The sequence below is a fragment of the Pseudorhodoferax sp. Leaf267 genome (assembly GCF_001422405.1).
GTDB lineage: Bacteria > Pseudomonadota > Gammaproteobacteria > Burkholderiales > Burkholderiaceae_C > Pseudorhodoferax.
The window spans coordinates 192,788-213,660 of the sequence record NZ_LMMV01000024.1; the positions used below are offsets into that span (position 1 = coordinate 192,788).

Below are 20,873 nucleotides of genomic sequence, written 5' to 3' on the forward strand. Positions count from 1 at the left end.
ACCATGAAGAAGAACAGCGTCCAGTGCCGGGGCATCCGGCTGGCCTATGGCAACAACGAAGTCTTGAAGAACATCAACGTCGACATCCAGCCCGGCGAGTTCTTCGCGCTGCTGGGGCCCTCGGGCTCGGGCAAGTCCACGCTGCTGCGGCTGATCGCCGGCTTCAACCAGCACCAGCACGGCGAGCTGCTGATCGATGGCCGCGACGTGACCGGGATGCCGCCCTGGGAGCGCAACGTCGGCATGGTGTTCCAGAGCTATGCGCTGTGGCCGCACCTGACGGTGTGGGACAACGTGGCCTTCGGCCTGGTGGAGCGCCGCGTGCCCAAGGCCGAGCAGGCGCGCAAGGTGGAGCAGGCCCTCGCCACCGTGGGGCTGGAACGCTTCGCCCAGCGCCGGCCGGGCCAGTTGTCCGGCGGGCAGCAGCAGCGCGTGGCGCTGGCGCGCACCATCGTCATCGAGCCGCAGGTGCTGCTGCTGGACGAGCCGCTGTCCAACCTGGACAAGTCGCTGCGCGTGCAGATGCGCCAGGAGCTGCTGGCGCTGCAGCGGCGCCTGGGCATCACCACGATCTTCGTCACACACGACCAGGAAGAGGCCATGACCACGGCCGACCGCATGGCGGTGCTGGACAAGGGCGTGGTGCAGCAGGTCGGCAGCCCGCGCGAGCTGTACGACCACCCGGTCAACGAGTTCGTGGCCAGCTTCGTCGGCACCATGAACCTGCTGCCCGGCACCGTGCAGTCGCACGAGGGCCAGCAGCTGACGCTCGACCTGGACGGCGTGGGCCTGGTGCAGCTGCCGGCCACCGCGGGCGCGCCGGTGCGTGGCCGCGCGGTGCTGAGCTTCCGCCCGCACGCGCTGCAGATCGACGGCGCGCCCCCGGCCGGGGACGCGCGCCACCTGTGGATGCGCGGCGTGGTCGAGGCCAGCGAATTCCTGGGCGAGGCCACGCGCTACCAGGTGCGCGTGGGCACGCAGTCGCTGTCGGTAGACCAGCCGCACCACCGCGGCGTGGACCGCTTTGCGGCCGGCAGCTCGGTCGGCATCGGCCTGGAGCGAAGCCAGGCGCGCCTGTTGCCCATTTGATTCGCGCGAAAAGCGATCAAGAGCCTGTGTATCGTCGCCGGCTTTCCAAAGAGCGGGTGGGTCGAGCAGGATGAACAGAGTCAGTGTGCGGTGCGAACAGCTGCGGCTGGCGTACGGCCCCGTTCCCGTCCTCGATGGCGTGACACTGGACGTCGAGCCGGGCGAGTTCTTCGCCCTGCTGGGGCCGTCCGGTTCGGGCAAGACCACGCTGTTGCGTGTGATCGCCGGGTTCCTGCGCCACCAGTCCGGCCGCTTGTTCATCGGCGGACGCGAGCGCACCGACGAGCCGGCCTGGGCCCGTCGCGTGGGCATGGTGTTCCAGAACTACGCGCTGTGGCCGCACCTGGACGTGCGCGACAACGTGGCCTTCGGGCTGGTGGAGGCCGGTGTGCCGCGGCGCGAGGTCGCGCAGCGCGTGGCGCAGGTGCTGGACCTGGTCGGGTTGGGCAGCCTGGCCCACCGCAGCCCTGGCCAGCTGTCCGGCGGGCAGCAGCAGCGCGTGGCGCTGGCGCGCACGCTGGTCACCGAGCCCGAGGTGCTGCTGCTGGACGAGCCGCTGTCCAACCTGGAGCGTTCGCTGCGTGTGCAGATGCGCCAGGAGCTGCTGGCGCTGCAGCGGCGCTTGGGGCTGACCACCATCTTCGTCACGCACGACCAGGAAGAGGCGATGACCAGCGCCGACCGCATCGCGGTGCTGGACCAGGGCCGGCTGCAGCAGGTCGGCACGCCGACCGCGCTGTACGACTACCCGGCCACGCCCTTCGTCGCCGGCTTCGTGGGCACCATGAACCTGCTCGCCTGCAGCGTGCGCTGGACGCGCGGCGGCGCCATCGGCCTGGACGTGCCAGGCTGGGGCGACACCGTGGTCGACAGCGACCTCGTGCTGGCCGACGGCGCGGCTGCGGTGCTGGCGATCCGGCCGCAGACCGTGCGGCTGGACGTGGCCGATGCGCAGCCCGACGCGCGCTTCGTGCAGCTGCCGGGCCGGGTGGAGGCGCTGGAGTTCCACGGCGAGTTCGTGCGCTACCGCGTGCGCGTGGGCGAGCAGAGTCTGGCGGTCGACCGGCCACACCATGCGGGGCTGTCGCGTTTCCCGGTCAGCGGCGAGGTGGCGGTGGGCATCGATCCGTCCGCCGTGCGGGTGTACGCGGGCTGAAGCGCGGCAGGCGGCAGGGCCATGGAACTCTACCAAGTGCGCGCCTTCGTGATCGTGGCCCGCATCGGCAACGTGACCAAGGCCGCGGAGGCGCTGTGCGTGACGCAGCCGGCCGTGACCGGCCAGCTCAAGAGCCTGGAGCAGGGCCTGGGTGTGACGCTGTTCCACCGCAGTGCTGGCCGCCTCTCGCTCACGCGCGCGGGCGAGGTGTTGCTGCCCAAGGCCGAGGCACTGCTGGCCGCCGGCAACGAGTTGGGTGCGGCGGCGCGCCAGTTGCACGGCGAACTGACCGGCCGCATCGACTTCGGCCTGCCCAGCGAGTCCGCCGACTTTCTGCGCCTGGGCGAACTGGCCACGCGCGTCCACGAAGCGCTGCCGCTGGTGGAGCTGCGCACACGCAACCATTCGGCGCTGGAGTTGCTGGACCTGGTCCGCGCCGGCACGCTGGCGGCCGGCTACTACATCGGCACGCACCCACCGCGCGACCTGCCGTGGCAGTCGCTGCGTTCGGTGGTCTACCGCGTGGCCATTCCGACCCGGCTGGTGCCGGCCATGCAGCAGGGCGGGTGGCGCACGCTGGCCGAACTGCCCTGGGTGGACGGCCTGGCCGACTCGCACGTCCACCTGCTGCTGCGCGCGCTGTTCGAGCCCCAGGGCCTGATGCCGCGTGCGGCGATGCAGATCCAGGACACCACCGGCCTGGCCGCGTACGTGCGCGCCGGCAGCGGCTGCGCGCTGCTGCGCGAGGAAGTCGCGCTGCGCGGCGCCGAGCGCGACGAGTGGTTGGTCTGGGGGCCGGCGCGCGTGGAGGCGGCCCTGTACCTGACCACTGCCGCAGAAGGCCGGCAAGACCCCTTGGCGGTCGCGTTGGCGTCGATGGTGCGGGGCGTCTGGGAAAGATAGACGGCACCCGGACGCAGCCGTGGCGGGCGCGCGGATGGCCTGGGCATGCTCCACCTGGACCGGCCCCCACGACCGACACACGCCTGCGCGTCGAAGATGACAAAAATGCAATCTCCATGCCCATGAACCGACGGATTCGCGCAATAGACTGCCCGCACTCTGGCCCTCCACTTGCTCAGTCCATGAAGGCAACTCACTTTTTTTCATGGCGATCCCCCAAGCCTTCTTTGCCCACGTGCGTACCGCGGCCCCCTGTCGAACTGACCCGATAGAAGCACCGTGACGCGCTGGCTGCTGCTTTTCATTGGTTTCATGCTGCCAGTCCAGCTCGCCTGGTCGGCTGCGGCCGTGTATTGCCAGCACGAAACGGCGCCTGCCTCGTTCCACGTGGGCCACCATGCCCACGCGCATGGGGCTGCCGAACCGGTGCATCTGCAGTCTGGAGCGTCTTCACCAGCCGCGGACAGTGCTCCTGCCCAGCTCCATGGCGACTGCGGCTATTGCCACTTGAACGTGGCCCAACTGCCGTTCGCCTCGGGGAGCATCCTCCTGCCCGCGCAATCTTCGGCTCTGGGGGCTCCCGCGCAGCATCTCTACGGCGACCGGATCGACCCCGACATCGAACGCCCCAAATGGACGCGCGCCAGCTGACCCGGCGCGCGTTCGACTCTTTCTCAGGCCCTGACTTCCTCTGACGACGCCCGCCGGATTCCCTTGTCTCGTCCCTATGACTGGAGAATTCGATGTGCAGGTTTCTGGTGCCGTTGGCGTTCGCGCTCACGGCCTTCTCGGGCGCCAGCGTGCTCGCCCAAACCGTGGGTGCTGCCGCAGCGCCTGCCCCCCTCACGCTGGCCGCCGCCGTGCAGCTGGCGCTGGACCGCCACCCCGACCTGTCCGCCGCGCGGCGTGAGGTCGACGCCACCGAAGGCGCGCGCACGCAGGCCGGCGCCATCCAGAACCCGTCGCTGAGCGTCGAGGCGGAAGACCTGCGGCGCGACAACCGCACCACCACCGTGATGCTGAGCCAGCCCTTCGAGCTGGGCGGCAAGCGCGCCGCGCGCATCGCCGCCGCCGAGCGCGCCACCGAGCTGGCCCGCGCGCAGCTGGACGGCAAGCAGGCCGAGCTGCGCGCCAGTGTGACGGCCGCGTTCTTGGCCTCGCTGATCGCGCAGGAGCGCGTGCGCCTGGCCCAGGCCTCGCTCGATCTGGCCCGCAGCGGCAGCCAGGCCACGGGCAAGCGCGTGGTCTCCGGCAAGGTGTCGCCGGTGGAGGAGACGCGGGCCAAACTGGCCGAGGCCAATGTGCGGCTGGAGCTGATCCAGGCGCAAGGCGAGCTGCAGGCCAGCCTGCACGAATTGCGTGCGCTGACCACGCGCAGCACCGGCATCGACGCCGTGGACGGCAACGCCTTGGCACTGCCCGCCATGCCCGCGCAGGAGGCCATCGAACAACGCATCACCGACGCGCCCGCCTTGCGCCAGGCGCGTCTGGAGGTGCGGCGCCTGGGCGCATTGGCAGACGTGGAGAGCGCCAGGCGCGTGCCCGACATCACCGTCAACGCCGGCTTCAAGCGCACGCAGGACCCAGGGGCTCGCAACCAGGCCGTGGTCGGCATTTCCATCCCGCTGCCGGTGTTCGACACGAATCGCGGCGCCATCGTCGAGGCCCTGCGCCGGCAGGACAAGGCCGAGGACGAAGCCCGCGCCGTCGAGCTGCGCCTGCGTGCCGATGTGGCCGCCACGCGCCAGCGCCACGCCACGGCCCTGGCCGAGGTGGCGGCCGTGCAGACCGACATCCTGCCTGGCGCGCAGAGCGCCTTCGACGCCGCCAGCAAAGGCTTCGAGGCGGGCAAGTTCGACTACCTCGAAGCGCTGGACGCACAGCGCAGCCTGCTGCAGGCGCGCGCGCAATACCTGCGGTCCGTGGCCGAAGTGCACCGCGCCGCCACCGACCTGGACCGCCTGCTGGGCGCCCCCCATTCCAACCCTTGAGCACCGACCATGTCCAACGCATCGCCATCGGCGTCCGGCAAGCCCGGCCGCCAGCAAGTCTTCATCATCATCGTGCTGCTCGTCGTGGGCGCCATCGTCGGCGCCATGATCTTGCGCAGCGGCCCCACCAAGCCAGCGGGCGGCGACAGCCACGGCCATGAGGAAAGCGCCAAGGCCGGCGACGATGGCCATGGCCACGCCGAAGAGGCCGGCGCCCACGCCGAAGAAGCTGCGCCCAAGGGCCCGCACGGCGGCCAGCTGTTCACCGAGGGCGACTTCGCTCTGGAGCTGCTGCTGGCCGAGGAGGGCGGCGAGCCGCGCTTCAAGGCCTGGCTGGTGGACAAGGCCCAGCCCATGCCGCTGGCCGGCACGGCGGTGGCGCTGACGCTCACGCGCCCGAACGGCGACGAGCAGGAGATCGTGCTGCGCCCCGTCAATGGCGTGCTGACCAGCGCGCAGACCGTGGCCGAGCCGCACATCTTCGAGGCCTCGGTGGCCGTGCAGACGCCCAAGGAGTCCTACCTGTTCTCCTTCTCGCAGCAAGAGGGCAAGGTCGCCATGACCGACGCGCAGATCCAGGCCGCCAGCATCACGCTGGACACCAGCGTGCCCGCCACCATCCGCAGCGCGCTGCAGTTCCCGGGCGAGATCAAGTTCAACGAAGACCGCACCGCCCACATCGTGCCGCGCGTGCTCGGCGTGGTGGAAAGCGTCAGCGCCAACCTGGGCCAGCAGGTGAAGAAGGGCCAGGTGCTGGCCGTGATCTCCAGCGCCGCCGTGTCCGAGACCCGCTCCGAGTTGCAGGCCGCCCAGCGCCGCCGCGAACTGGCGCAGACCACCTACGAGCGCGAGCAAAGCCTGTGGCAGCAGAAGATCTCGCCCGAGCAGGACGTGCTGCAGGCACGCCAGGCCCTGCGCGAGGCCGAGATCACCGTGGCCAACGCCACGCAGAAGCTGCAGACGCTGGGCGCGTCCACCCACAGCGGCGCACTGGGCCGCCTGGAGCTGCGCGCGCCCTTCGACGGCATGGTGGTCGAGAAGCACATCGCCTTGGGCGAAGCCGTGAAGGAAGACGCCAGCGTGTTCACGCTGTCCGACCTGTCCAGCGTGTGGGCCGAGCTGAGCGTCGCCGCGCGTGACCTGCAACAGGTGCGCGTGGGCGAGCGCGTGGTGGTCCGTGCGGGCGCTTCGGACGCGGTGGCCAACGGGACCGTCTCGTATGTGGGCTCGCTGATCGGCGAGCAGACCCGCACCGCGCCTGCGCGCGTGGTGCTGCCCAACCCGCAGGGCGCGTGGCGGCCCGGGCTGTTCGTCACCGTGGAGGTGCTGGCGGCCGAGAAGGCGTCGGCCGTCACTGTGGCGGCGGCTGCGCTGCAGACGCTGGACGACCAGCCCGTGGTGTTCCTCAAGGTGCCTGGCGGCTTCGTGCCGCAGCCTGTGCAGACCGGCCGCAGCGACGGCAAGCGCGTGGAGATCGTGCGCGGGCTCAAGCCCGGCGCCAGCGTGGCGGCCGCGGGCAGCTTCGTCGTCAAGTCGGAGCAGGGCAAGAGCTCGGCGACGCACACACATTAAGACGGCTCACATATGTTTGAACGCATCATCCGCTTTGCCATCGAGCAGCGCTGGCTGGTCCTCTTGGCCGTGCTGGCCATGGCCGGGCTCGGCGTGTACAGCTACCAGAAGCTGCCCATCGACGCCGTGCCCGACATCACCAATGTGCAGGTGCAGATCAACACCGGCGCGCCCGGCTATTCGCCGCTGGAGACCGAGCAGCGCGTGACCTTCCCGATCGAGACCGTCATGGCAGGCCTGCCCGGCCTGCTGCAGACGCGCTCGCTGTCGCGCTACGGCCTGTCGCAGGTCACCGTGATCTTCAAGGACGGCACCGACGTGTATTTCGCGCGGCAGCTGGTGAACGAACGCCTGCAGTCCGCCGTGGGCGAGATGCCCGAGGGCATCCACCCCATGGTGGGGCCGATCTCCACCGGCCTGGGCGAGATCTACCTGTGGACCGTGGAGGCGAAAGATGGCGCGAAGAAGCCCGACGGCACGCCCTACACATCCAGCGACCTGCGCGAGATCCAGGACTGGATCATCAAGCCGCAGCTGCGCAACGTGGCCGGCGTGACCGAGATCAACTCCATCGGCGGCTACGAGAAGCAATACCAGATCGCGCCCAACCCCGAGCGGCTGTCGGCCTACGGCTTGTCGATGGCCGAGTTGGTGACGGCGCTGGAGCGCAACAACACCAACGTGGGCGCCGGCTACATCGAGCGGCGCGGCGAGCAGTACCTGATCCGCGCGCCCGGTCAGGCCCGCGGCGTGGAAGACCTGCGCAACGTGATCCTGTCGCACAGCGGCGCCACGCCCGTGCGCGTGCGCGACGTGGCCACGGTGGACATCGGGCAGGAGCTGCGCACCGGTGCCGCCACCGACAACGGCCGCGAGGTGGTGCTGGGCACGGTGTTCATGCTCATCGGCGAGAACAGCCGCATCGTGTCGCAAGCGGTGGCCAGGAAGATGCAGGAGATCAACCGCAGCCTGCCCGAGGGTGTGGAGGCCATCACCGTCTACGACCGCACGGTGCTGGTGGACAAGGCCATCGAGACGGTGAAGAAGAACCTGCTCGAAGGCGCGGTGCTGGTGATCGTGGTGCTGTTCCTGTTCCTGGGCAACCTGCGCGCGGCGCTCATCACGGCCATGGTGATCCCGCTGTCGATGCTGTTCACCTTCACCGGCATGGTGAACCAGAAGGTCAGCGCCAACCTCATGAGCCTGGGCGCGCTGGACTTCGGCATCATCGTGGACGGGGCCGTGGTCATCGTGGAGAACTGCGTGCGCCGCCTGGCACATGCGCAAGAGAAGTTCGGCCGGCCGCTCACGCGCAAGGAGCGCTTCCACGAGGTGTTCGCCGCGTCGCAGGAGGCGCGCCGCCCGCTGCTGTTCGGGCAGCTGATCATCATGATCGTGTACTTGCCGATCTTTGCGCTGACGGGTGTGGAGGGCAAGATGTTCCACCCCATGGCGCTCACCGTGGTGATCGCGCTGCTGGGCGCGATGGTCCTGTCCATCACCTTCATCCCCGCGGCCGTGGCGCTCTTCATCGGCCACAAGGTGGCCGAGAAGGAAAACATCCTCATGGTGTGGGCCAAGAAGGCCTACCGCCCGCTGCTGGAGCGCGTGCTGGACGCCAAGGCCGTGGTGCTCACCGTGGCCGGCATCGCCATCGTGCTGTCGGGCCTGCTGGCCACCAAGCTGGGCAGCGAGTTCATCCCCAACCTGAACGAGGGCGACTTCGCCATCCAGGCGCTGCGCATCCCGGGCACCAGCCTCACGCAGTCGGTGCAGATGCAGCAGCAGCTGGAGCGCACGCTGAAGGCCAGGTTCCCCGAAATCGAGCGCATCTTCGCGCGCACCGGCACGGCCGAGATCGCCAGCGACCCCATGCCGCCCAACATCTCGGACGCCTACGTGATGCTCAAGCCCGAGGCCGAATGGCCCGCGCCCAGGCGCACGCGCCAGCAGCTCGTGGAAGAGGTGCAGGAGGTGGTGGCCCGGATCCCCGGCAACAACTACGAGTTCTCGCAGCCCATCCAGTTGCGCTTCAACGAGCTGGTGTCGGGCGTGCGGGCCGACGTGGCGGTAAAGGTGTTCGGCGACGACATGGCCGTGCTGAACAAGACGGCCGCCGACATCGAGCGCGTGCTGAACGCCATCCCCGGCGCGGCCGAGGTCAACGTGGAGCAGACCACCGGCCTGCCCATGCTCACCGTGAACATCGACCGCGAGAAGGCTACGCGCTACGGCATCAACATCGCCGACGTGCAGGACACGATTGCCACCGCCATCGGCGGGCGCGCGGCGGGCACGCTGTTCGAGGGCGATCGGCGCTTCGACATCGTGGTGCGCCTGCCCGAGAACGTGCGCGGCAACCTGGACGCCATCCGCCGCCTGCCCATTGCGCTGCCGGCCAGCAGCGTGGCGGGCAGCCGCGTGAGCTTCATCCCTTTGTCTGAACTGGCCAGCCTGGAACTGGCCCCCGGCCCCAACCAGGTGAGCCGCGAAGACGGCAAGCGCCGCATCGTGGTCAGCGCCAACGTGCGCGGGCGCGACCTGGGCTCGTTCGTCACGGAGGCCAGCGCCGCGCTGGCCGAGCAGGTGAAGATCCCCACCGGCTACTGGACCACCTGGGGCGGGCAGTTCGAAAACCTGCAGTCGGCCACGCGCCGGCTGCAGATCGTGGTGCCCGTGGCGCTGCTGCTGGTGTTCACGCTGCTGTTCGCCATGTTCGGCAACCTGAAGGACGGGCTGATCGTGTTCACCGGCATCCCGTTCGCGTTGACGGGCGGCATCCTGGCGCTGTGGCTGCGCGACATTCCCATGTCCATCACCGCGGCTGTGGGCTTCATCGCGCTGTCTGGCGTGGCGGTGCTCAACGGGCTGGTGATGATCTCGTTCATCCGCAACCTGCGGGGGGAGGGCGCCACGCTGGACCACGCCATCCGCGAAGGCGCGCTCACGCGGCTGCGCCCGGTGCTGATGACGGCGCTGGTGGCCTCGCTGGGCTTCGTGCCCATGGCCATTGCCACCGGCACCGGCGCGGAGGTGCAGCGCCCGCTGGCCACGGTGGTGATCGGCGGCATCCTGTCGTCCACTGCGTTGACGCTGCTGGTGCTGCCCGTGCTGTACCGGCTGGCGTATAGGCGTGACGAGGAGGAGGAGGACGCGGCACGGCAAGACGTCGCACACCACGCCGTGCTGGTGCCAGCGCAAGCGTCTCACTGAGGGGCTGCCGTGATTGCCCTCGCACGGCCATTCCGACGAGGGCCCATCTTGAAAGCACGAACTTGAAAACTCTGATTTCCGCCGCGGTTGCGGCCCTCGCGCTCACAGGCGTTGTCCATGCCGCCGACGACCACAAAGGGCACGCACATGACGCCAAGGGCACCGAAGCCCATGCCAAGGAAGCCAAGGCACAACAACTTGCCCCCGGCCACAACGCCCTGCGCGCCAGAGGAACGTCTACCGTTCCAGCCGGCACGAAGGTGGTCGTGTCGGTCCAACGCAAGGCCACGCCTGCGTCCACCGCACGCTTCACACTGCCCTGACCGTTCTCGCATGCATCGCAACGCGGCACGCCTATCGCTGGCCCGGCTGTTCGCCGTGGGCGGAACGGCAGCGGCGCTGTTCCGACACCGTGCGTTCAGTGCGGAACCCCCGGGGTCACGCACCATGAAGGAGTTCGAGCATGAACCGTAGCGCTCACCAAGGTCATGATGGCCACGACCATGCCGAGGGCGCGCACAGCCATGCCGCAACCGTCACGTCGGACAACGAGAAGAGGATCCGGCTCGTCTTCCTGCTGACCGCCGGGTATGCCGGCGTTCAAGCGGTCGGAGGATGGTTCTCCGGCTCGCTGGCCTTGATCGCAGACGCCGGGCACATGGTGTCCGACGCTGCCGCGTTGCTGCTTGCCCTGATTGCCTACCGGGTTGCACGCAGGGCACCTGACATGGTGCGTACCTACGGATTCCACCGTGTGCGGGTGTTGGCGGCCATGGCCAACGGGGCATCGCTGCTGCTGCTGGTGGTGTGGATCACCTGGGAAGCCGTCTCACGCTTGAGGAGCCCGTCCGACGTACTGGCGGGCCCCATGCTGGCTGTGGCGGTGATCGGCCTGCTGGTGAACCTGGTGGGGGCATGGGTGCTGTGGCGTGGCAACCGTGGCGACGGCAACCTGAAGGGCGCCTTGCTGCACGTCATGGGTGATCTGCTCGGATCGGTCGGAGCCATCGGCGCGGCCATCGGGATCATGCTGACCGGCTGGACTTGGCTGGACCCCGTCCTGTCGGTGCTCGTGGCTGTTCTGGTGGTTCGGTCGGCTTGGGGACTCTTGTCCGACTCGGTCCTGGTCTTGCTGCAAGCCGTACCCAAGGGGCTGGACACCAAGGCCGCCGAAGCGGACATTGCAGCGTTGCCGCAGATCGGCGAGGCGGGTCACTTCCACGCATGGACGCTCACCGATGACCGCGTGGTGGCCACCATCCACGTGACGCCATCACCCGGGATCGATCCATTGACCTTGCCTGCGGTGGTGGCTGCTCGTCTTCGTGATCGATTCGCCATCGCACATGTGACCGTGCAAGTGGATCCCCCCGGCAGCATCGCGAGCACCGAGCATTGATGCCGCCCGCCAGCGACGGGCCGCAGCGGCTGGGGCCATCCGTCCTGGCCCACGTGTCCGGCGATCGCCACGAGACGGCGTGCCGGCAGGGCTGCACGGCCTGGTTGAGTGCTCTCGTGTCGGTCCCTGGCGGTGAGACCCGGCGATGCGATGACGGAAATGTCATCGACCGGTACGACAAGCCGATGTTTGGCTTTCCACACTTGCGTCATGCGCAGTTCGCGCTACCAACCACGAAAGGAAACATCATGAAGTGCACATCCACCCTCGCCGTCATCACGGTTGCGCTGCTCGGCGTCAGCGCCCAGGCGCAAACGGCATCGCAGTCCACTGGCGCGCAAGCTCGCGACCACGGCCAGACCACGGGCAAAGTCGGTTACGTGTCCCGCGTCGACAGCAGGCCGAGCACGGTCAGCCGTGCGGCCGTGCTGCAAGCCCTTGCCGCTGACGGTCCTGCGGCCACCGCGGAGGGGACAGACATCGGTGCGCAGCAAACCCAGAGCGTGCGTTCCCGCGCGCAAGTCCATGCCGAAGCGGTCCACGCCGTGCGTACCGGCACGCTTGCCGGTGGCAAGGTTTAAGGAGGGAAGAACATGTTGCTGAACAAATCCATCGCATGCGCGGCCTTCGCTTTCGCAGGCCTGGGGGCACAGGCGCACGATGCGCCGCACACACGCGATCAGGTGCGCGCAGAGTTCGTCGAAGCGCGGTCCCAGGGGCAACTCCCAGGATTCGGTGAAGTGGGCGTCTGGCCCGAACCGGCAGCGGCAGGCCGCGCCCTGACGCGGGCAGAGGTGCTGGAGGATCTTCGCGTGCACGGGCCGGCCCCCTCGGGCGAAGGGGCATCGTGGGGCGGCATGCAGCAGGCGGCCGGCTCGATGACCAGCCGCGCGCAAGTGCGCGCGCAGGCCATCGCTGCCATGCGCGCCGGCGCATTGCCCGGCGGCGAGCGCTAGGCTGCAGGCATCGACATGCGGCGTGCCGTGCACGCCGTGACCGCTTGATGCAGCTCTGCACCCTTCTCTTGAAGCCAGCCCCTATGAAACCGTTCAGGTTCGCACGCGCCGCCATGGTTGTCGGCCTCGCCGGGGTCATGGCTGGATGCGCCGCTCTGCCGGCCCCCGATCGCTCCGTCGAAGCGGTCCATTGCTACCAAAGCAGGGTCGACCGCTACCGCAAGGGTCCCTGCACGACTGCGCCAGTGCCGTCCTTGAACGCGGATGCGCAGGCGAAGCGGTTCGAAGCCGATCCCCTGTTGCTCACGGTTTACGTGGTGCGACAAAGCTGGGGGGACGGGGCCAACGTGCTGAGCGTCGAAGTGGATGGCGGCCCTGCGATCGAAACCCTGCCGGATTCGATGGTCCGCTTGCGGCTCGGACCCGGCCAGCATGCGCTGGTCTTCACGTTCGAAGGGCAGCGCCGAGAAGCGCGCGTCGCAGGTTCTGGCGGTGACGTGCGCTTCGTTCGGCTGGCTGGTACGGCCTGGGCGTGGGGCAGTGCCTACAAATGGGCCAGTGAACCGCAGATCGACATCCAGAAGCGGGCCGCGAGGACGCGGTTGGTCGCAGACGTGAAGCCTTGATGTCGTGCGACGCGCGAGGTCGTCGGCCCAGCGCACGCGCGCACCCTGACCTTGTGACAATCGGGGCACCACCCTCGCACCCATCCCCCTGCCATGCAGATCCTGATCATCGAAGACGAAATCAAACTGGCCCAGTACCTGCAAAAGGGGCTGCGCGAAGAGGGGTTCACGGTCGACATGGCGCGCGACGGCGTGACCGGTCTGGAAGCGGCGTCACTGCACCGGTATGACCTCATCGTGCTCGATGGCATGCTGCCGGGGCTCGATGGCCTTGCGGTGTTGGCAGCACTGCGCCAGGGCCAGCAGACACCGGTGCTGATGCTGACAGCGCGTGGCGAGATCGAGGACCGTGTGCGTGGGCTGCGCAGCGGTGCCGACGACTACCTGGTCAAGCCATTCGCGTTCTCCGAACTGGTGGCCCGCATCCAGGTGCTGCTGCGGCGCGCAACGCCGCAGTCCACCGAGACCGCTGTACTGCGTCTTGCCGACCTGGAAGTCGACCTGATTCGCCGGCGTGTCACACGCGCCGGGCAGCGGCTCGATCTCACCAACAAGGAATTCAGCTTGCTGACGCTGCTCTTGCGGCGGCAGGGCGCAGTTCTGTCACGTACCGAAATTGCGGCGCAGGTCTGGGGCATGAACTTCGACAGCGACACCAACGTGGTCGAGGTGGCCGTGCGCCGCCTGCGCGCCAAGCTCGACCAGCCGTTCGCGCAGGCCCTGCTGCACACCGTGCGCGGCATGGGCTATGTGCTCGAGGCGCGGGCGTGACCGGCGAGGGCAGGGGGCAGCGCAGCCTTGGCGCCCGGCTGTCGTTGTGGCTGGCCTTGCAATCCATGGCCGGGCTGGGCCTGGTCTGCGGGGCGCTCTATCTGGGCATGGATTGGACGCTGCGCGAGCGCCAGCACGACACGCTGGTGCAGAAGGAGCAGGCCGTGCGCGACCAGGTCTCGATGGAAAGCGCGGGCCGGCGGGCTGAAGACCTGTCGCACCTGCTCGAGGCGATGCTGGCCGGCCATTCCGATGTGGGTCTGAAGCTGGTGGATGGTCTGGGCCGCACCGTGTTCGACCGGCCGCTCCAGGGCGCCGTCAGCAGCACGGGCGCGCATGCGCATGTCGTCACCCTGACGGTCCCCCATCTGCCGGGCCCGGTAAGCATGTCCCTGGAGCTGGACACCAGCGCCGACACGGACTTGCTGCGGCGCACCGGGTGGATGCTGTTGCTGGCCGCCGTTGGAGGGGCGGCGATGGTCTCGGCGGGGGGATTCATCTTGGTGCGCCGCAGCCTCAAGCCCCTGCACCATCTCGTCGCGCAAACGCGCCGACTCGAGGCCGAGACCCTGCAGCGCCGGCTCGACGGGTCGGCCCAGCCAGCGGAGATGCAGCCCTTGATCGCGCAGTTCAATGCATTGCTGGGCCGGCTTTCTGCAGCCTACGCGCAGATGGAGGCGTTCAATGCCGACGTGGCGCACGAGCTCAACACCCCGCTGACGATACTGATCAGCAGCAGCGAGCTGGCACTGCGCAAGGCGCGCAGTCTGGCCGAATTGCAGGAGGTGCTGGGATCCAACCTGGAGGAGCTGGGCCGTCTGGCGCGCATCGTGGCCGACATGTTGTTCCTGTCGCGCGCGCACCGCGGCATCGGCGCGCGTCGCGCACCGGTGGACAGCCTTGCCGTATTGGCTGCCGATGTCGCCGAATTCCATGAGGCCACGCTGGAGGAGGCGGGGATCTTGCTGCGCATCGAGGGCGACGCTGCGGTGCAGGCCGATGCGCGGCTGCTGCAACGGGCGCTCTCCAATTTGTTGGGCAACGCCGTGCGCCACGCCACGCCAGGCTCCGCGGTGGCCCTGCAGATCGTGGCGGAGGGGGCGGGCCGGGTCGAGATCGCGGTCGAGAACGAAGGCCCAACCGTTGCGCCCGAGCATCTGCCGCGGCTGTTCGATCGCTTCTTCCGTGCCGATCCGGCCCGCAGCCATGCCGACCGTAACCATGGGTTGGGCCTGTCCATCGTGGCTGCCATCGCGGACATGCACCAGGGCGGCACATTGGCCCGCTCCGCGGCAGGACGCACGCGCATCGGCCTGTGGATCGCGGATGGAGCGGCCACCGCAAGGCCCGCACCGGACCGTCCACGACGTGAGCGTGCAGTCGAACCGTCCTGATCGAGCCGACGAAGCCGTCAGCGTGGGGTGATCTCGCAGCAAGGCGCTGATGGCTTCACCTGCGCGCCTGCGGCGGGGTGAACAAGGCCCCTGGATCTTCCGCGCTGACCCATCCGTCAGCCAGCCTTGAGCATGTGCGCCAATGCCGCCTCAGGAACCGGCTTGCTGATCAGGTAGCCCTGCAACTGATCGCAGTGCAGGCGTTCCAGTGTGACCGCCTGCTCTTCGGTTTCGACACCTTCCGCCACCACTTTCATGTTCATTGCATGCGCGAGCGAGATCATGGTGGCAACCAGGGTCAGGGTGTTGGGGTCTGCATTCATCGTCATCGTGAATGCCCGGTCGATCTTGAGCACCTGGGCAGGCAGCCTGCTGAGGTAGGCCAGCGACGAGTAGCCGGTGCCAAAGTCGTCGATGGCCAGGCAGATGCCGTGCTGGCGCAGGCGCTCGAGCTTGGCGATCGTGTCGCCCACATCCTCCATGGCTGCACTTTCGGTGATCTCCAGGTCGATGCCGATCGGCTCGTTCAGCGTGCCAAGGGCAGCCATCACGGTCGCGACGAAATCGCTCTTGCGCAATTGCACGACCGACACATTGACGGCCACGTTCAATGCGACCAGGCCGCTTTCGATCCAGCGCCGCCGATCCTGCGCGGCCTGGCGCAGGGCCCAGGAGCCGACTTCGACGATCAAGCCGGTTTCTTCCATCAACGGGATGAACTGCAGGGGAGGCACCAGTCCGAATGTGGGGTCCTGCCAGCGGATCAAGGCTTCCACGCCGACGATCTCGCGAGAGACGGCGTCGACCTTGGGCTGGTAATGCAACACGAACTGGTCCTGTGAAAGCGCATCGCGCAATCGCCGTTCCAGCGCAATCCGATCGGCGATCTGCTTGCTGGCATGGGCGTCGTACAGCAGCACTTGCTCGGACGAACGCTGCGCGCGCTTGACGGCGGCCTCGGCATTGCGGAACAGCGTTTCGGCATCGGCACCGTCGTCTGGAAACAGCGCCACGCCCAGCCGCCCGGACACATGGATCGAGCCGTTGCTGCTGTCAAACGTCGCCTTGAAGCACTGATCGCGGAACTCCTCCAACGTTCGCAGCAACTCGATTCCATGCGGTGCACTCTGGATCACCACGCCAAATTGGTCAGGCCCCACGCGCGCCATGCGGCTGCGATCTCCCAACAAGGCCAGCACGCGGCCGGCCAGTTGTCGCAGAACTTCATCTCCGGCATGACGCCCGTAGACGTCGTTGATCGACTTGAAGTGCTCGATGTCCAGCACGCCGATCGCCAGGCGCGTGCTGCTTGCCGCGGCGGCATCGACAAACTGTGTCATGCGCTCGTGGAAGAGCGTGTTGTTGGCATGGCCCGTCAGAGCGTCGTAGTACGCCAGGTGATTGAGCTGCTCTGCCTGGCGCACATGGTCCATGGCGAACGACAGATCCCCGGCCAACTGATGCATCAGCTTGATCTCGTCGTCGTCGAAAAAGTCGAGTTCCTCTGCGTACAGGGTCAGCACGCCCCGGGTTTCGGCGCCAACTGCCAACGGCACTGCGATGGCCGAGCGGGAACCGGTCTTCAGCGAGACATCGCGCAAAGACATCCAGGTGCTGCTGGCAATGTCGTTGATCACAATGCTCTGCTGCAGATCCAGTAGCGCCTGCGTTTGCGGCGTGTTGTTGTCCAGGTGCTTTTGCAGTTCAGGGCCGAGTTGCTTGAAGTAGGCGTCTGCAACGCCGGCATGCTGGCCTGCGACGATCTCGATGCGCAGCGGATTGCGATGCACCAGTCCGATCCATGCCATCTTGAAACGCCCCGTCTCGATGGCAATGCGGCAGGCATCCCGGAACAGCTCGTCCAGGTCCGTGACCCGAACGATCAGGGCGTTGATGTCGCTCAGTACGCTCGATACGCGATGCAGGCGCCGGATGCGCTGCTCGTTCTGCTTGCGCTCCGTGATGTCCTCGTGCGCCACCACGACACGCACGGGCCCTTCGTCGGCGAAGCGCGATGCCCTGGCGAGGAACCAGCGCGTGGTGGCGGGCCAGTCGCACGTGTATTCCATCGTGAACGTTGCCTGGTGGCCCTTGATCACGTTGCGGATGCCGGCCGCCATCACGCGGGCATCGGCGGCACCGTCACCGTGCGCGTTGGCGCAGGCCTGCAGGTAGTTGGCGCCCTCCATGACGCAGAAGGGTTCCTCGCTGTGGGCGTGCGTGAACTCGCGCCAGGCCCGGTTCACTGCCAGGATCACGCCATGGCTGTCGATCACGCAGACGTGTTCGAGGAGCGAATCGAGGGTGGAGCGGATGAAATGCTCGGACGTCTTCAACGCGTCCTGCGCCCGCTTGCGCTGCATGAATTGGCCCAGCTGGTTGCCGATGACACGGGCCGATGCTTGAAGCCGTTCGTCCGGCTCGCGCCGTTCGCGGCCCAGGAAGCTCAGCACACCGAAGACGCGTCCGCCACTGTAAAGCGGGAACAGCGTGGCACTGGCAGCACCGACGGTGCGCAGCAAGGCGCGATGGATCATCCGGGGCTCGGTGTGCAGGTCGGGAATCCACATGGGTTCACCGGTGCGCCAGACCCGCCCGGCCAGCCCTTCACCGGACTTCAGCACAGTGAGCGGCGGCAACTTCTCGCTGCGCGCCGCCATTTCCGGCGCGTGCCATTCCATCGCCAGCCGCAGCACAGAAGCGGATTCGTCGACATGCCACATGCGGCCGATGTCCCACCGCTGCGATTCGCAAACGGCCTGCAGCACGGTGGCAAGCCCCGTGTCCATGGCATCGGCAGCGGCCAGGGCCCGGGCCACGTTGTGCTCCAAGCGGAGCAGGGCGGCTTCGCGCTCGCGCACCTCGGCCTGCAGCCGCAGCAAGGCCAGTTGCTCCTGCACCTTGATGTAGAGGCGGCCGTTCTCGTACACCCGGCCGAGCTGCGACGTTTGCACGGCAAGGGTTTGCTGGTCGTCTTCCTGGAAGCAGCCGCCGGCATGCTTGTCGACCAGCAGCATCCATCCGTAGCGCAGATGCAGCGAGGCGATGGGCGCCAAGAGCGCGCAGCGCGCACCCTGCACGTGCAACGTCACGGCCCGCCGAAGCCCCTCGTCTCCGCCAAGCGCGTCGAACCAGCTGAGCCTGGCCGTCTCACGGCCAAAAACGTGGTCGCCGCGCAAGGCTTGCACCGTGAACGATGCAGCGCCGGCGTCGCTCCGCATCACCCAGTGTTCGTCGTCGAGCTCATCGTCCTGCACCCACAACACGGCCAACTGGGCTCCGAACAGGTTGCGCACGCCGTCACAGAAGGTGTCGAGCAGCACGGTCGTGTCCCGTTCAGACGCAAGCTGTACGCCCAGTTTGATCAATCCTGCCAGTCGCGTGTTGGACTGTTCGAGCTCATTCGCCTTCTGCGCCAGTTTGTCCGTCACCAGCCGCAAGTGCTCGCGGTCGAAGTGCGGCGTGGCAACAATGGCAGGCACCTGCGTGCCTTGATGCGCAAGCGCCGACCGAACCGTCGAGATGATCTCCTCGGGTTCGCAGGGCTTGGTCAGCACGTAGCGCACGCCACACGCATTTGCCAATGCGTGCGCTTCCTCCTCCAGGAAGGTCGCTGTGTAGAAGATGACCTGCGTGTGTGCGAGTTCCGAGAGACCGCGCAGATGTCGAACGAACTCGTAGCCATCCATGCGAGGCATCAGGATGTCGCACACGACCAGGTCCGGCTTGAAGGCGCGGACCTTCTCCAGTGCTTCCTCACCGTCACCGGCCTCGGCGAGCTCATGCCCCGCGTAGCGCAGCAGCGTCGCGACGAGCTCACGATTCGCCGCAACGTCGTCGGCCACGAGCACGCGCGCCATCTCAGTGACTTTCTCGCGGCATCGGTTCGGGCGCACGTGCGCCGAGAGGCGTTTCGGATGCGAGGAACGTTGCCACTTGGTGGACGAACAGTTCTGGTTCGATGGGTTTGGACAAGTAGCCCAAAAACCCGGCACGCATCACGTCTTCGCGGTCGCCAGGCATTGAAAACGCAGTGAGCGCAACCACTGGAATGTGCGCGCACTGGGCGCTGGCGCGAAGCGCTGCGATCAGCGAATACCCATCCATGACCGGCATCTGCAGGTCGCTGATGATGAGATGGGGCAGTTCGCGCGCCGCCACGGCCAACCCCTCTTCGCCATCGGTGGCCAACAGGACGTCGTACCCTGCGTAGGACAGGAGATAGCGAGCCAACTCCAGGTTGGCGGCGTTGTCTTCCACGATCAGGATGCGCGGCTTCACGTTGCAACCCCTGGCAGGGTCAGGGTGAAGCGACTGCCCTGGCCTTCACGGCTGTGCACGAGGATGTCGCCGCCCATGAGGGTCGCCAGCTTCAGACTCAAATGCAGTCCAAGGCCGGTTCCTTCCGCTTGCGGGCCCGTGCGTTGCGCGATCCGGCTGAATGCGCCAAACAGCCTGGCCTGGTCGGCGGGCGAAATCCCTTCGCCGCTGTCTTCCACCATGATGTCGGTCCGGCCCCCGGGTTCCATCGATGGTCGAATCAGGGAGACACAGACCGAACCTGCGTGGGTGAACTTGATCGCATTGCTCGTCAGGTTGATGACGATCTGGCTGAGCGCCCGACGGTCGATCAGCAGCCAGCAAGCTTGGGGCGGAACGGACAGCACGAACGCGAGGCCCTTGCTTTCGGCCTGAGGCCGCAACACGGCCATCACGTCCTCCAGCACGGCACGACAGTCGGTCGGCTCCGGACGCAACTCCATTTTTCCCGCTTCGATCTTGGCCACGTCGAGCAGGTCGTTGATGAGCGCCAGGAGATGGCGCGCGCTGGTCTGCACGGTCTTCAGTTGCTTGTCCTGGTCCACGGTGAGCGGTCCGGGCAACTTCATCAGCAGCGTGCCCGTGAACCCGATGATGGCGTTCAGTGGCGTGCGCAACTCGTGGCTCATGCTCGCGAGGAAGCGGTCTTTGGCCTGGTTGGCGTTGGCCAGTTCCAGGTTTTTCTCCTGCAATGCCTTCTCGAAGTTCTTGCGTTCGCTGATGTCGCGGATGGCGCTCATCACGAAAGCGTTCTCCTCTGTGTGCAGAGGGGACAGGCTGATCTCGATCGGGAACTCGCTGTCGTCCTTGCGTCGCCCCTGCAGGTCCAGACCCGAGCCCATGGCGCGCTTGCGTGGATGGAACAGATAGTTGGAGCGGTGGCTGACATGTGCCTTGCGGTAGCGCTCGGGCAGAAGAAGATCGACCGACTTGCCCAGAAGCTCAGATGGCGCGTAGCCGAACAGCCGTTCCGCCTGGCTGTTGGCGATGACGATGTGGCCCGTGGGGTTGACCATCACGATGCCGTCGGGCGTGGACTCCAGCAGATCGCGGTAGCGTGCCTCCATCAGCCGGGCGTCGCGCATCACCTTGATCAAGGTGACATCCTTCTCGACCAGGAGAATCGACGGTTGTGTGTCGAGCGGCGTTTCGACACGCTTGGCCGACACATCCGCATAGAGCAAGGTGCCGTCCTGCCGGCGGCGCACCGACTCGAAGGTCACCAGGCCATCGCGCAAAGCCTGCTGCATGCGTTCGGCGTGCTCATGGGCGTGCGCCAGCGGAACGATCAGATCGACAAGGTTGCGGTGCGTTGCTTCGGACTCTAGATAACCGAAGGCGTGCTGTGCGCCGAGGCTCCAATACGTGACTTCGCCATCCGCGGTCGTGAGGATCGCGGCATCTGGAAATTGCGTTCTGATGAGGTCGACAACATCGAACGATTGCATGACGCCGCCCCACATCTGTTTTGACGAGGGAATTC

17 protein-coding genes are annotated in these 20,873 nt (G+C 67.4%); 14 read left to right on the forward strand and 3 right to left on the reverse strand.

Features of this window, described 5'->3' with window-relative positions:
- Window positions 1-3: 3 nt before the first annotated feature.
- The 14 genes from ASF43_RS24480 to ASF43_RS24540 all read left to right on the forward strand — a co-directional run bounded on the left by ASF43_RS24480 (window position 4) and on the right by ASF43_RS24540 (window position 15,070).
- Complete coding sequence (locus ASF43_RS24480; RefSeq protein WP_056187098.1) at window positions 4-1,089, forward strand: ABC transporter ATP-binding protein; 1,086 nt, start codon at window positions 4-6, stop codon at window positions 1,087-1,089.
- A 70-nt stretch (window positions 1,090-1,159) separates the two neighbouring features.
- Window positions 1,160-2,245, forward strand: a complete 1,086-nt coding sequence (locus ASF43_RS24485; protein ID WP_056187100.1) for an ABC transporter ATP-binding protein — start codon at window positions 1,160-1,162, stop codon at window positions 2,243-2,245.
- Window positions 2,246-2,266: 21 nt separating this feature from the next.
- On the forward strand, window positions 2,267-3,148 hold the full coding sequence (locus ASF43_RS24490; RefSeq protein ID WP_056187103.1) for a LysR family transcriptional regulator: 882 nt from the start codon (window positions 2,267-2,269) through the stop codon (window positions 3,146-3,148).
- 279 nt (window positions 3,149-3,427) lie between these two features.
- Window positions 3,428-3,799 (forward strand): hypothetical protein, encoded by a 372-nt coding sequence (locus tag ASF43_RS24495; RefSeq protein WP_056187106.1) that lies wholly within the window; start codon window positions 3,428-3,430, stop codon window positions 3,797-3,799.
- A gap of 92 nt (window positions 3,800-3,891) precedes the next feature.
- On the forward strand, window positions 3,892-5,139 hold the full coding sequence (locus ASF43_RS24500) for a TolC family protein (RefSeq protein ID WP_056187109.1): 1,248 nt from the start codon (window positions 3,892-3,894) through the stop codon (window positions 5,137-5,139).
- Between the two features lie 9 nt (window positions 5,140-5,148).
- A complete protein-coding gene (locus ASF43_RS24505) occupies window positions 5,149-6,711 on the forward strand; it encodes an efflux RND transporter periplasmic adaptor subunit (protein WP_056187112.1) in 1,563 nt (520 codons plus the stop codon).
- Between the two features lie 12 nt (window positions 6,712-6,723).
- On the forward strand, window positions 6,724-9,924 hold the full coding sequence (locus tag ASF43_RS24510) for a CusA/CzcA family heavy metal efflux RND transporter (protein WP_056187113.1): 3,201 nt from the start codon (window positions 6,724-6,726) through the stop codon (window positions 9,922-9,924).
- Between the two features lie 62 nt (window positions 9,925-9,986).
- Window positions 9,987-10,247 carry a hypothetical protein gene (locus ASF43_RS30985; RefSeq protein WP_156373507.1) on the forward strand — a complete coding sequence of 87 codons (261 nt, stop codon included), beginning with the start codon at window positions 9,987-9,989 and terminating at the stop codon, window positions 10,245-10,247.
- Between the two features lie 140 nt (window positions 10,248-10,387).
- On the forward strand, window positions 10,388-11,323 hold the full coding sequence (locus ASF43_RS24515; protein ID WP_056187116.1) for a cation diffusion facilitator family transporter: 936 nt from the start codon (window positions 10,388-10,390) through the stop codon (window positions 11,321-11,323).
- 248 nt (window positions 11,324-11,571) lie between these two features.
- Window positions 11,572-11,904, forward strand: a complete 333-nt coding sequence (locus ASF43_RS30990; RefSeq protein ID WP_156373508.1) for a hypothetical protein — start codon at window positions 11,572-11,574, stop codon at window positions 11,902-11,904.
- A 12-nt stretch (window positions 11,905-11,916) separates the two neighbouring features.
- Window positions 11,917-12,279: a DUF4148 domain-containing protein gene (locus ASF43_RS24525; RefSeq protein WP_056187121.1), complete on the forward strand. Its 363-nt coding sequence runs from the start codon at window positions 11,917-11,919 to the stop codon at window positions 12,277-12,279.
- Window positions 12,280-12,362: 83 nt separating this feature from the next.
- Window positions 12,363-12,905: a hypothetical protein gene (locus ASF43_RS24530; protein WP_056187481.1), complete on the forward strand. Its 543-nt coding sequence runs from the start codon at window positions 12,363-12,365 to the stop codon at window positions 12,903-12,905.
- Window positions 12,906-12,998: 93 nt separating this feature from the next.
- Window positions 12,999-13,676, forward strand: coding sequence for a heavy metal response regulator transcription factor (locus tag ASF43_RS24535; RefSeq protein WP_056187125.1), 678 nt, complete (start codon window positions 12,999-13,001; stop codon window positions 13,674-13,676).
- Window positions 13,673-15,070, forward strand: coding sequence for a heavy metal sensor histidine kinase (locus ASF43_RS24540; protein ID WP_056187128.1), 1,398 nt, complete (start codon window positions 13,673-13,675; stop codon window positions 15,068-15,070). Before ASF43_RS24535 ends, ASF43_RS24540 begins: the two co-directional genes overlap by 4 nt.
- A gap of 116 nt (window positions 15,071-15,186) precedes the next feature.
- On the opposite strand, the gene ASF43_RS24545 is transcribed toward ASF43_RS24540, so the two are convergent.
- Genes ASF43_RS24545 through ASF43_RS24555 form a run of 3 tightly spaced genes read right to left on the reverse strand, consistent with a single transcriptional unit; the run spans window position 15,187 to window position 20,838 of the window.
- Window positions 15,187-18,930: an EAL domain-containing protein gene (locus ASF43_RS24545; RefSeq protein WP_056187131.1), complete on the reverse strand. Its 3,744-nt coding sequence runs from the start codon at window positions 18,928-18,930 to the stop codon at window positions 15,187-15,189.
- A gap of 1 nt (window position 18,931) precedes the next feature.
- Window positions 18,932-19,351 carry a response regulator gene (locus ASF43_RS24550; RefSeq protein ID WP_056187133.1) on the reverse strand — a complete coding sequence of 140 codons (420 nt, stop codon included), beginning with the start codon at window positions 19,349-19,351 and terminating at the stop codon, window positions 18,932-18,934.
- Entirely contained in the window at window positions 19,348-20,838 is a 1,491-nt protein-coding gene (locus ASF43_RS24555; RefSeq protein WP_056187484.1) for a PAS domain-containing sensor histidine kinase, read from the reverse strand. The genes ASF43_RS24550 and ASF43_RS24555 overlap by 4 nt, the downstream gene beginning before the upstream one ends.
- Window positions 20,839-20,873 lie beyond the last annotated feature (35 nt).

Coding starts and splice junctions, on each gene's coding strand:
- ASF43_RS24480 (WP_056187098.1), top strand. CDS start 4: ATGAAGAAGAACAGCGTCCAGTGCCGGGGCATCCGGCTGGCCTATGGC.
- ASF43_RS24485 (WP_056187100.1), top strand. CDS start 1,160: ATGAACAGAGTCAGTGTGCGGTGCGAACAGCTGCGGCTGGCGTACGGC.
- ASF43_RS24490 (WP_056187103.1), top strand. CDS start 2,267: ATGGAACTCTACCAAGTGCGCGCCTTCGTGATCGTGGCCCGCATCGGC.
- ASF43_RS24500 (WP_056187109.1), top strand. CDS start 3,892: ATGTGCAGGTTTCTGGTGCCGTTGGCGTTCGCGCTCACGGCCTTCTCG.
- ASF43_RS24505 (WP_056187112.1), top strand. CDS start 5,149: ATGTCCAACGCATCGCCATCGGCGTCCGGCAAGCCCGGCCGCCAGCAA.
- ASF43_RS24510 (WP_056187113.1), top strand. CDS start 6,724: ATGTTTGAACGCATCATCCGCTTTGCCATCGAGCAGCGCTGGCTGGTC.
- ASF43_RS24515 (WP_056187116.1), top strand. CDS start 10,388: ATGAACCGTAGCGCTCACCAAGGTCATGATGGCCACGACCATGCCGAG.
- ASF43_RS30990 (WP_156373508.1), top strand. CDS start 11,572: ATGAAGTGCACATCCACCCTCGCCGTCATCACGGTTGCGCTGCTCGGC.
- ASF43_RS24525 (WP_056187121.1), top strand. CDS start 11,917: ATGTTGCTGAACAAATCCATCGCATGCGCGGCCTTCGCTTTCGCAGGC.
- ASF43_RS24530 (WP_056187481.1), top strand. CDS start 12,363: ATGAAACCGTTCAGGTTCGCACGCGCCGCCATGGTTGTCGGCCTCGCC.
- ASF43_RS24535 (WP_056187125.1), top strand. CDS start 12,999: ATGCAGATCCTGATCATCGAAGACGAAATCAAACTGGCCCAGTACCTG.
- ASF43_RS24545 (WP_056187131.1), bottom strand. CDS start 18,930: ATGGCGCGCGTGCTCGTGGCCGACGACGTTGCGGCGAATCGTGAGCTC.
- ASF43_RS24555 (WP_056187484.1), bottom strand. CDS start 20,838: ATGCAATCGTTCGATGTTGTCGACCTCATCAGAACGCAATTTCCAGAT.